The organism is Vibrio sp. HA2012, from assembly GCF_002812955.1.
In the GTDB taxonomy this organism is placed as follows: Bacteria; Pseudomonadota; Gammaproteobacteria; order Enterobacterales; family Vibrionaceae; genus Vibrio.
Map to the genome: position 1 here is coordinate 583,694 of NZ_PFXK01000001.1, position 12,273 is coordinate 595,966.

Sequence of the window (12,273 nt, forward strand, 5' to 3'; positions counted from 1 at the left end):
TACCTTACACTTATAATTATTATTATGAATTACCAAAAAGAACTGACAACATACACGGTATCACCCGGGTTCACCGTTTCAGCCAAATCAACCTCACCCTGATTTTCCAGCGCATCTTTAATCTGCTCTTCGGTCAGTCCATCAAACTGATTATTACGGGTCAGGTAAATGTCCTTTGTTTTTCTGTACTTGGAAATAAACCCACCCGCCAGAGCAATCGCCTTCTCAACCGTCAAACCTGGCTGATATTCATAAGCGCCGGGATTGTTAACGACACCATTAACATAGATATTGCGGTAACGAACAATATTTACGGTTACTTTAGGCGACACCAGATAATCACCTTCCAGACCGTCGGTAATCAATTGCTGAATCTCTTTCAGCGTTTTATTTTCAATGTTCAGCTCGCCCAGATACGGAAAATCGAACTTACCACTACTGTCGATCAACAGCTCATCAACCGACATATCGACTTCACCATAAACGGTAATTCGGATCGTATCGCCTGCGGAAATGACGTAGTCCCGTTCGTTGACGGAGGCAAGCGCAGAATTGGCCGCCAGTGGAAATAGACAAAAAAATAACAATAATGTTTTTATTACAGCGTTATACATCGATTACCTGCTAATTAAACTTACGCCGCCGAAGATCTCCGGCGGCTGTCTGCGTTGATGAAGTTGTTGCCAGTGGATCAGTAAGCCGTCTTGCCAACAAACCCTTTAAATGCGGTGAGGAAAATAATTTTGATATCCAGCCACAATGACCAGGACTGAATATACATAAGATCGTGTTCGACCCTTTTTTCCATTTTATCCAGCGTGTCGGTTTCGCCACGGTAGCCATTAATCTGTGCCCAGCCGGTAATACCCGGTTTTACCTGATGACGCAGCATATATTTATTGATCAGTCCGCGGTATTCCTCATTATGAGCGATCGCATGCGGCCTTGGTCCTACGATAGACATAGTACCCATAAGGACATTAAAGAATTGTGGCAGTTCATCCAGAGAAGTGCGACGGATAAAACCACCGAATGGAGTGATACGGGGATCATTCTTTGTGGCTTGTTTCACGACGGAACCATTGTCCTGAGTCGTCATTGAACGGAATTTCCAGACCTTAATCGGTTTACCGTCCAGACCATAACGCTGTTGTTTGAAAATAACCGGCCCCGGTGATGACAATTTTACACCAACAGCAACCGCAAAGAGCAGCGGACTGATCAGACAAATAATCAGCAGAGACAGAATGATATCTTCTGCCCGTTTCATAAAACTGGAGAATCCGTAGAAAGGGGTGTCGTGAATACTCAGGGTAGGAACAGTGCCCACATTACGCCAGCGAGACTGCATTAAATCGAAAGTGAAGAAATCCGGAACAATATAAACACGGGCGTTACTATCAGCAAAGTGATTGATAATCTGCTTGATACGCTTCGCCGCTTCCATCGGAAGAGCGACATAGACATGTTTGACCTTACGCTCTTTAGCCAGATTCAGTGCATCATCAATGGTGCCGCTTAGCGGAACCGGTAATTGTTCTGAATGCAAACGATCCGGAGAGCGATCATCATAGATACCTGTTAGTTTCAGGTTCAGAAGAGAATTGCTGAGAATTTCATTAGAAAGGGTAATACCAGAGCTTGTCGCACCGATAATAACTGTATTTTGATGTGAATCCCGGTGTGCAATACATGGGTATTTGTAGACAAAAATACGCCAGACGACGAGAACAACCGGTACAGCGGCAAACCATATACCAAGAACCGCACGGGAATAGGCCTCTGATACCTTAAAGAAGAAGGCGATAAACAGTAACGTAGCGATAGTAAACAACCAGGAGAAAAATATCCCGGCAGTGACTTCACGCAGAGAGCGCGAGTGAGTCGCACGATAGATACCGGCAATTTCAGCCATCAGACTATAGAAAAAGACTCCGGTACTTAACGCAATAAAATAATTATTACTGAACTGTCCGTTATAGACATGTGCGGCCATTACCAGAATAACGGAGATGATGATCACATCCAGAATCCGGTAGGCAAGAACGGTTTCCTCGCCATGACCTTTAATTCGTTTTCCCTGTCTCATAATTTTAAACCCAGCCAACAACGCAAATTTCTAATTAGTGAGATAACGAGCAAACCGACTGCTCGTCGTTAATGAGTGACCTGTCTATTGATTTATGACTGCTCACTCAGTAATCAACTAAGCACGCTACCGCCCTTGGGTTAACAGCTCCCACCGTGCTTCAGCGTACATTCTCGTTAATTATGCAGATATCAAACGATTAGCTCATGGATTTTCAGCTTACTATTATGAGTAAAATGAATGAGTTGTAATCGAAAGATATCTATTTCGCATGTACTGGAATTAAAATTTTGTATTTATAAGACCCTAGCCAACACATACTGACCTATAGAGAAAAGACTCGAACTTCTATAAGTTGGCTGTAGTTTTACCTGAATCAATGGGAAAGAAAACCATAAATCGTGATCTGGCGCTACTTTTTCCATTCATTCTTATTAATGAGACAAGCGCTGTCGCAACTATATCCAGTCTGTTCTTATTGATAAATCCCTTACATTTCATGTGTATATGATAATTTTCGATTCAGTTATAAAGATGCTATCGCTCTGTTAATACTAATGAATTTATACTTAAAAAGTACCGGACGCTGATAAATAAGATGGGAATATAACGAAAAAACGCCTTCCCCCGGCAACGGAGAAAGGCGTATACATAAAAAATAGAGTACGAATAAGTATTCAGACACTCCACTGAGACAATGAACGCTTAAAATCACGATAGTCAAACTCGTTAAGTTTAACTATATCGCCGTTACTGCGGGCACAATAAACCGATGGCATCTTTAGCCCGTTAAACCAGTTTAGTTTCACCATGGTATAACCGGCACTGTCCATAATGTGCAGTTTCTGACCAATCTCCAGTGGCTTAGTAAAATTAGCCACACAAAACTGATCGCCCGCCAGACAGGAACATGATCCAATAATGTATTCATGTTCCCCTGTCTCAGAAGCTTCCAGAACCGAAGCCGGCTCATGGTAGATAAGGGTATCCAGACGATGTGCTTCCGTAGCAGAGTCAACAATCGCTGTTTTCTTTTCATTCTCAACGATATCGACAACCGTCACCACTAAGTCTGTCGTTCTGGTGATAATAGCTTCACCCGGTTCAAGATACAGCTGAACACCATGCTTAGCAGAAAAGGCTTTCAACGCTGTTGCCAGTTTTTCCAGCTCATATCCCGGCCAGCTGAAGAATACACCCCCACCCAGGCTGACCCAACTCAGCTTATCCAGATAAGTACCGAATTGAGAAGAAATACGCTCCAACAATGTGATGAATGAATCTGCACTTTTGTTCTCGCAGTTCATGTGAAACATAACACCGTCAAGAGACTCAAACACTTCCGGATTAATATGATCTGCCTGAACACCCAGACGCGAATATTTTCGCGCCGGATCCGCAAGATCCTGCCCTGCACAACTCACTCCCGGATTCAGACGCAGACCGACAGAAGCTTTACCTTCTACAAGGTGACGATAAGCCGCCAGTTGGCTCTGGGAGTTAAAAATCATCTTGTCACAGATATCCGCGACTTCTTTTACATCGTCTTCACTATATCCGACGCTGTATGCGTGAGTTTCTCCGCCAAAAGTTTCGTAACCCAGTCTCACTTCATAAGGACCACTGCTGGTTGTACCGTCAAGATACGGTTTGATAATGTCAAATACGCCCCAGGTAGAAAAGCATTTAAGCGCCAGTACCAGCTTTACTCCGGAAAGTTCTTTTAGTTGTCTGGCTTTTTCAAGATTGGCCAGCAACTTCTCTTCGGAGATCATAAAATACGGGGTTTTGAGAGGGGTTGTGCTCATGGGAGTTTTCCGATGGTTATGGTGACTAAAAACTAGAGACTAGAAACCAGATAATCTAGTTTCTAGTCTCTCTGTTTTATTTAAGAATTTTAATATCAGGCTGACCAGCTTCCAGTTCCTGAACATGCCAGTCAAGACCAATTTCCGGCATGGTCTCCAGAAACGGATCCGGATCCAACTGTTCCATATTAAACACACCGGCTTCAGCCCATTTACCACGGAAATACTGCAGAGCCGCAGTAATCGCAGGAACCCCTGTTGTATAAGAGATAGCCTGATGTTCAACATCTTCGTAAGCCACTTCATGATCCGCATTATTGTAGATAAATACACTGCGAGACTGACCGTCTTTTGTGCCCTGAACCCAGGTGCCAATACAGGTTTTTCCCGTATAGCCCGGAGCCAGTGATGTCGGATCAGGAAGAATAGCTTTCAGTACTTTCAGAGGCTCAACCACCGTTCCATCCTGCAAAGTGACCGGATCCGGACTCAGCAGACCAATATCACGCATACAGTTGAAATAGTTCAGATAAGTGTCCCCAAAGCCCATCCAGAATTCAATGCGCTTAGCCGGAATAAAGGCCTGCATAGAGCGAACTTCATCATGCGCCATTGAATATACTTTATGTTTACCTACCAGAGGAAAATCGAACTCAAGCATACGAGTATGACAAGGAACCTGCTTCCACTTTCCTTCTTCCCAATAGAAAGAATCACCCTGAATTTCCAGCATATTCGTTTCAGGATCGAAATTGGTCGCAAATTTCTTACCGTGATCACCGGCGTTAACATCCATCACATCGATAGTGTCGATCTCATCAAACAGATGCTTCACGGCATAAGCAGCAAAAACACTCACAACACCCGGATCAAAACCGGCACCCAAAATGCCGGTGATACCCGCTTCCTCAAACTTGTTACGGTATTCCCACTGCCAATCATAAGCCTGAGGAACCTGCTGCCCCTCCGAACAAAGGTCAACGGCTACAGACGTATCCAGATAAGATACTTTTGCCTGCAGACACGCTTCCATGATTGTAATGTTTACCCACGGAGGACCAGCATTAATCACTAAATCAGGCTGAACTTCCTTAATAAGGGCTACTAATGCTTCAACATCATCGGCGTTGACTGCCCGCGCTTCCAATTTTCCGGAAAGATCTTTCAGATTATTTTTTTTCTTAATCGATTCGATGATTTTTTCGCACTTACCAATAGTACGGGATGCCAGTGTAATATCGCCCAATACATCGTTGTTTTGTGCCGCCTTATGCGCCACAACCCAACCAACACCACCAGCACCAATCTGTAGAATTGACATAGTCGCTCCCTTATTTTGCCGGCTAAAACTAAGTAACCGCCAGCTGTTTAATTTCAGTTAATAAATGTTCAAAGTCTGCAAGTGTCAGACACGGATTTAAAATAGTAAATTTCAGTGCGGATTTTCCGTCTACTGTGGTTTCACCCAACACAGCGATACCCCGTACCAGAGCCTCGAGACGGACTCTTTGGTTCAGTGTATCCATATCTTCAGTGTCTGATACGCAACGGAACAGAACTGTTGATAAAGAAGGTTCAGCTAACAGCTCAAAGCCTTCACACCTTTCGACCATTCTGGCGACCTGCTGAGTCTGTTCCAGAAGGTGGTCATACATAGCTCCCAACGCATCAGGACCAACACTCTGCATTGTCATAAAAACTTTCAGAGCATCAAATCTTTTGGTCGTAGCCATTGACTTATCCACCAGATTCGGCAGCTCATCATGCTCCCGGTTCAGGTAATCGGCATGGTGCAACAGGTACTTGAAGTCTGCTTTGTCTTTAACCAGCAATGCACCACAGCTGATTGTCTGATAAAACAGTTTATGGAAATCGACACTCACAGAATCGGCTTTCTCGATACCCTTAAGGCGATTCTTATGCTTGCTCAGGATCAGAGCACCACCATACGCCCCATCTACATGCAGCCAGATCTCTTCTTTAGCAGCAATATCAGCCAGCGCATCGATATCATCAATAGCACCATGGTCTGTCGTACCGGCAGTTGCAACCAGAGCAAATGGGATCAGCCCTTCTGCTTTTACTTCCTGCACAGCCTTCTCCAGCGCATCTACCCGGATGGTGCCGTTATCATTTGTCTCAACACAGAGCACAGCTCGTTCACCGAGTCCCATTATGGACGCCGTTTTTTGCACAGTGAAATGAGACTTAGAGGAACAGATGATGCGCAGCTTAGACGCATATTCAGGCAAACCCAGTTTCTGGATAGAATGACCGCTAATCTTATCCGCAACCCAGTCACGTGCCAGCATCAGCCCCATCTGGTTAGACTGAGTACCGCCACTGGTGAAGATACCATCGGCTTTTTCACCCAGCTCATAGCGGCCGCACAGCCAGTCCACCACTTTCTGCTCAACATAGGTTGCGGCAGAAGCCTGATCCCAGGAATCCATAGACTGGTTTAATGCGGCAATAATAGATTCAGCGGCAATAGCAGGCATCAGAGGCACAGTGTGCAGGTGCGCAATACAGTTTTTGTGTTGAGTAAAAATGGAGTTTTTACCCACCAGCTCAATCGTATCACTCACAACACGCTTCAGGCTCTCATTGCTGCCATCAAGATCAATCTGACAGATTGCGGCTTCCAGCAACGCAGGATCCATTCCTGAATAGGGTTTATTGATGTCTTCAAACAACGAGGTTATCGCGGCGGTGGTATGCTGCATTACTGCAGCATAAGTATCCGCACCGGCCTGACCGGTGCGCAGAAAATGTTTTTCCCAGGACACTATTTTGTCTCCCACTGAGCTACTGCAACGTTGATCGCTTCTTCCAGCGTACGGACTGCAAAATCAATCTGCTCATAAGAAATGATCATCGGAGGAAGGAAGCGGATAACCGACCCCTCTCTGCCACCTTTTTCAACCATCAGGCCTCGTTCCAGCGCGGCACGCTGAATCGCCAGAGTCAGATCACCGGCTGCCGCAGGTTCACCAAATTTATTGGTTTCACCGTCAGGTTTCACAATTTCCAGTCCCAGCATCAGACCCTTACCACGAACATCTGCAATACAGCTGACACGACTCTGAATGCCTTCCAGACCATGACGCAAGTACTGACCCGCAACATTGGCGTGTTCAACAAGGTTGTCACGCTCCATAATTTCAAGTGCTTTCGCACCAGAAACCATCGCCAGTTGATTACCACGGAATGTGCCGGTATGCTCGCCCGCTTTCCAGGTATCAATGTCTTTTTTGAACACCAGAATCGACATTGGCAAACCACCACCAATAGCCTTAGACAACACTAAAATATCCGGGCTAATGCCTGATTCTTCAAAAGCAAAACGATAGCCGGTTTTACCTACACCACACTGGATTTCATCAAAAATCAGCAGGATACCATGCTCATCACAGATACGGCGCAGTTCACGCAGCCAGAATGCTGGCGCAGGAACCACACCACCTTCCCCCTGAACAGGTTCAACAATGATGGCTGCCGGTTTCATGATGCCAGCTTCATCATCGCACAGCATACGTTCGATATAACGGATGCCGGCTTTCGCACCGTCATCACCACCCAGACCAAACGGACAGCGCAGACTGTAAGGGAACGGCATAAAATGCACATCAGACATCAGTCCTGTACGACGTGCTTTTGTGCCCAGATTACCCATCAGTCCCATCGTACCGTTAGTCATACCGTGATATGCCCCACGGAAAGCAAACATGGTATTACGTCCTGTCGTCTGTTTTGCCAGTTTGATCGCAGCTTCTACTGCGTCGGCACCTGACGGACCACAAAACTGAATTGCAGAATTTTCCGCAAATTCCTGAGGAAGGAACGCCTTAACCTGCTTGATAAATCTGTCTTTTGCTTCGGTTGTAATATCCAGGGTCTGGTAAGGCAGACCGGAATCAAGCTGATCTTTCAGCGCCTGATTAATTTCAGGATGGTTATAACCCAGAGACAATGTTCCCGCACCAGCCAGACAGTCTAAGAACAACTGACCACGCGTATCTTCAACTAACGCGCCATAAGCCCGCTTAATAGCAATAGGCAGACGACGCGGATACGAGCGTACTTCAGATTCATGCTGCGCCTGATCGATCAGCAGTTGATCCGGTGTCAGATCATAGACACCTTCAAGCTGCGGAGTTGTTGTATCGAATGGATTATTTACGTTCACTGTTTCCAGAGGGAATGCTGTACTCATCTCTGACACCTATTTCTCAATTAACTGTCTGAAATACGCTCTCTACCCACATTTCCAAGGGGACTATTCTGTGCTTTTTTCAGGCAAAACGGTTACTGCAAAGCAGACTAACCCATACCGGAATTTCCGGCACAGGCACACAGGCCGGCTAATAGCCAGCTAAAAAGGGCTTACGAATCAAGGCTCAGTAATAATACTGCAGTTTGGAAGAACGAAGCTGATTTTGAAGTAATAGATTAATGATAACAATGTTGGGTTTCCCAATTTAATGCCGCCTATTCGCTATATCCAAGAGGTACAAAAAATCCGTCTATAGCTCTTAATCAGCAGAGCAAAGTATCCCGTCTACCAGTCCATTAGCTATGGCTGGTACCTACCCTACGAGACGGCACCAGCTTTAATGGTCGCCTCGCGTATCCCCCAGAAATTTCAGTTATGGAACTGCTCCGAGATTGCGCGCGAAATTATCATATTTTGCTTTTTATTGGCAACAATTTTGTGCGAAGAAATTATAGAAACATCAATATAGGAAGTGAAAGATGCATAGATAACTGTCTTAAATATGAGAATCACTCAGATTTGTTTACTGAGCATAAGCATAATATAAACATTTTTGGCTATAGATCACCTTTTGTGCATGTGGGCAAAAAATGGTTTGTGATGTAAGTCCAGATTGCTGCATAGAAAATCAATTAACATAGATTGTTACAGACAACTTACGTCTATTCCTCAACTACAAAACAAAATGCCTTATGAAAAAAATCTCATTTAAAGCGAAACTTATCGCGCTTGTTGTCACCATCATCTCTGCGACGGTTCTAACCGCCTATCTCACTTCTAACCATGTTATCAGTGATTACATTGCCAAAAATGATAGTAAAAACATTAAAGCTCAGCTTTCTTTAGTAACCGACAAACTTGTCAGCGATATACAAAATAAAGTCATCCTTGCTCAAGGCCTGAACTTCAGTATTACGCAGATACAGGAAATCACCGACAGAACCGGATTCTCCAATATTATGAAGATGTCCTTTGATCTGGTTTTTGACAAAAACGGTGCGATTGAAGACGAGGCGCTGGTTCAAAGCTTTGTAGAACAAATTAAAAATGCAGATAACCAAACCGTTGTCAGTGACGTTTTCTTTGAAGACGGAAAACCGCTGATGTCAATTACGGTTCCAACCGGAAAAAATGCAGGCAATATCTTTTTTATCGATCTAAGTGATATGCAAAACCTGCTGGCGGAATCAACGATTGAAGGCAGCTATCTGGAACTGAAAGACCCGAATGGTACGGAACTGTTCACCAACAAAACCGGTGATGATCTGATCCCGCTTCTGAACAACTTTGAAATTGAAGGTAAACAGTGGCAATTGAATGGCTATATAGACAGACACTATATTGAAGAAAATACTGGTCGTCTGAATGCCGCAATCACAACATCACTGTTGATTGCTGCCGTTATTATCATTCCGCTGACGATTCTGCTGATCAATCAAACCCTGAAGCCAGTAGTTGCACTGAGAAATGTGATCACCGATCTGGCAAACGGTAGCGGCGATCTGACACATCGTCTGGCTGTAGAAACCACCGATGATCTGGGTAAAATTGCTGAAGGTATTAATAAATTTATTGAAAACCTGCAAAATATGATGTTGCAGGTTTCGGCTTCCAGCAGAAAAATCAGTGAACAAATCACTCGTCTGGAGAGCCAGACAGAATCAAACAAAGAACTGCTGAATGCTCACAGCTCCGAAATGGAAATGGCTGTTACCTCTATCAACGAAATGAGCTCAACTGCCGAATCGGTTGCACACAGTGCTGCAGACGCAGCGAAACAAACTCAACGTACCAGTGATGAAGCGAATCAGTCCAAAGAAGTCGTACAGCAGGCGGTATGTAGTGTGTCCGCTCTGGTTGAGGAAGTGGAAAATATGTCTGAATCCATTCAATCCAGCCGGAAAGATACGGAACAGATCAGCACTGTTCTTGGTGTGATCGGTGATATAGCAGAGCAGACCAACCTGTTGGCACTGAACGCCGCAATTGAAGCCGCTCGTGCAGGCGAACAGGGTCGAGGCTTTGCTGTGGTAGCGGATGAAGTCCGGGCATTGGCAGCAAGAACCCGTCAGAGCACAGATGAAATCAATGAAATGCTGAGTAAACTGCGTCAGGGCAGTGACGGACTGGTGACAGCAATGGATTCAACGAAACATAGTTGTGAGCAGACTGCAGAAACGACTTCCCATGTCATGAATTCGCTGGATATCATGTCTGAATCGGTTATTGATATTAATGACCTAACCGCTCAGATTGCCACATCGGCTGAAGAGCAAAGTTCCGTAACTGAAGAAATCAACCGTAACATGACAGCTATTCAGGAAATGATCCAGACTCTGGCTCTGAACGGAGATGAAGCCGCCAGCAGTACACATGAGCTGACCGGTTCAAATCAGGAACTGGTCAATATTGTTGGTAAATTCAAACTTAGCTAACTGCTGAATAGTTTCCGACTTAATATCCGCTGTTCCATAACTGGTACAGCGGATTTTTTCTATCCATACTAAGCTTAAAGTACGCAGTATATATGTGTACTTTAAGCTTAGTATGGAGGCGTTATATGAGCTATAGACATATTCTGGTTGCTGTTGACTTAACCGATGAAAGCCGGAATCTAGTCAAAAAGGCGGCAGCATTAGCTGAAGCTCTGCATGCTGAACTCTCCTTTATCCATGTAGATATAAGCTACAGTGAAACCCGTCCGGAACAGATAGTTGCTAAAGAACTGACAGAAGACAGTAGCTATCTGGTGATGAAAGATGCACAAGAATTATTAGCCAACCTGAAAAAACACGCCGGTTATCCAATCAAAGAAATGCTGATAAGCAGCGGAAATATCGAAGACCGTCTCGAAACGGCGATACACTTACATAACATTGATCTGGTGATCTGCGGACACCATCAGGATTTCTGGCATCTGTTTATGTCCTCAGCGAAGAAACTGATCCAACATTTAGGTGTTGATATACTGATTATTCCCATTCCATGATACATAACGTAGAGCTATCTGTGCTTTCATCTATCTGTTTCTTCATCTTTCCTGCTTCCTGTACCGGGAAGCAGGAAAAATTATCAGAATATATAATTAGCCAACCGCTGCGTTTTCTCTCTTTCCAGATAACTGAGATAACCGATTAAAGCACCGGAAAACAATGCCACTGATTTCAGATTTTTTTCATCCGGTTGCTTTTGTTCAATATATTCAGTAACAAAATCACGCTGCATCGCATAGTCATTAATCTGTCCTAGCATGGTTTGTACTGTTTTATGAGCCTCCGAGCCATCACCCGGCATCAGTTCAGGGTAAAAGCTGCCAATATAACGCTGATTCTTTACCAGAATTCTCAGTTGGTGCAACTGCAGTAGTGATAAGGCGCTGAGTTTATGAAATCTTTCTGATATTTTTTTCTGTACCTTATTAAACTGAGAGTGCAGAAAGTGGCGATATTCATTAACCGAAACAGTAAGGTTAATAAGACTGATATTTCTGTATACTTCATCCAGAAGACTTTTAAAACCGTCACTGAGAAACCAGGAGAGTATTTTTTGCCGGTATTTATTCGCTTCCCAATGAAGATCACTCTGCATACATCTTGCCCCTTCCTGAAATAGCTCAGGAAACTGAACGGTGTACTCTTTCAGATGTTCAGAAAACACTTCAAGGTCGCGAAGTCTCCCGGTCGGTTCCGTCAGGGATCTAAAAAGCCGTTTAAGGTCGAGAAGATATTCCGAAGCCACAAAAGCCCGGTTTGCTTTTAGCAGAGCCTTTGCCCGCCGAAGCGCAACCCGGTACTGATGCAAAGCTTCCGGGTCATGATGACGGACATAGTACCGTGCATTATGCTCTGCGACAGCCAGCAGCTCACTCAACCCATACTGAAGTTGTCCGGTTATATCCGTAATACGTTTATCCGCCGATATTTTTCCGGCAGATATATACGTTATATTCGCCTGCATACCAGTCACCACCTCCCTGTTGTCTGATAATTCTGCCAGACAAGTATAGCTGAGTTTGCCTTAAAAGGCGGTTTTATCGCTTGCGGTTAAAGAGATACACACCGAAAAGAGGGAATGAACACCCAAAGCAATATGAGCGCCAA

The 12,273-nt window shown here is 44.5% G+C and carries 7 protein-coding genes and 1 pseudogene; 2 read left to right on the plus strand and 6 right to left on the minus strand.

Annotated elements, in window-relative coordinates:
- Window positions 1-29: 29 nt before the first annotated feature.
- The 5 genes and pseudogenes from CSW98_RS02660 to CSW98_RS02680 all read right to left on the minus strand — a co-directional run bounded on the left by CSW98_RS02660 (window position 30) and on the right by CSW98_RS02680 (window position 8,113).
- Window positions 30-614, minus strand: coding sequence for a polysaccharide biosynthesis/export family protein (locus CSW98_RS02660; RefSeq protein ID WP_100798887.1), 585 nt, complete (start codon window positions 612-614; stop codon window positions 30-32).
- Window positions 615-691: 77 nt separating this feature from the next.
- Window positions 692-2,089: an undecaprenyl-phosphate glucose phosphotransferase gene (locus CSW98_RS02665; protein WP_100798888.1), complete on the minus strand. Its 1,398-nt coding sequence runs from the start codon at window positions 2,087-2,089 to the stop codon at window positions 692-694.
- Window positions 2,090-2,766: 677 nt separating this feature from the next.
- Window positions 2,767-3,897, minus strand: a complete 1,131-nt coding sequence (nspC, locus tag CSW98_RS02670; RefSeq protein ID WP_100798889.1) for a carboxynorspermidine decarboxylase — start codon at window positions 3,895-3,897, stop codon at window positions 2,767-2,769.
- Between the two features lie 76 nt (window positions 3,898-3,973).
- Window positions 3,974-5,218, minus strand: a complete 1,245-nt coding sequence (locus CSW98_RS02675; protein WP_100798890.1) for a carboxynorspermidine synthase — start codon at window positions 5,216-5,218, stop codon at window positions 3,974-3,976.
- A 28-nt stretch (window positions 5,219-5,246) separates the two neighbouring features.
- Window positions 5,247-8,113: pseudogene (locus tag CSW98_RS02680) on the minus strand (pyridoxal phosphate-dependent class III aminotransferase).
- Between the two features lie 752 nt (window positions 8,114-8,865).
- Here CSW98_RS02680 and CSW98_RS02685 point away from each other — a divergent pair.
- Together CSW98_RS02685 and CSW98_RS02690 are read left to right on the plus strand one after the other, a co-directional pair.
- Window positions 8,866-10,608 carry a methyl-accepting chemotaxis protein gene (locus CSW98_RS02685; RefSeq protein ID WP_100798891.1) on the plus strand — a complete coding sequence of 581 codons (1,743 nt, stop codon included), beginning with the start codon at window positions 8,866-8,868 and terminating at the stop codon, window positions 10,606-10,608.
- Between the two features lie 125 nt (window positions 10,609-10,733).
- Window positions 10,734-11,162 carry a universal stress protein gene (locus CSW98_RS02690; protein ID WP_157810317.1) on the plus strand — a complete coding sequence of 143 codons (429 nt, stop codon included), beginning with the start codon at window positions 10,734-10,736 and terminating at the stop codon, window positions 11,160-11,162.
- A gap of 83 nt (window positions 11,163-11,245) precedes the next feature.
- Here CSW98_RS02690 and CSW98_RS02695 read toward each other — a convergent pair whose 3' ends face one another.
- The gene (locus CSW98_RS02695; protein ID WP_100798893.1) at window positions 11,246-12,130 is read right to left on the minus strand and encodes a CHAD domain-containing protein; all 885 of its coding nucleotides are present in this window, start codon (window positions 12,128-12,130) and stop codon (window positions 11,246-11,248) included.
- Window positions 12,131-12,273: the final 143 nt, after the last annotated feature.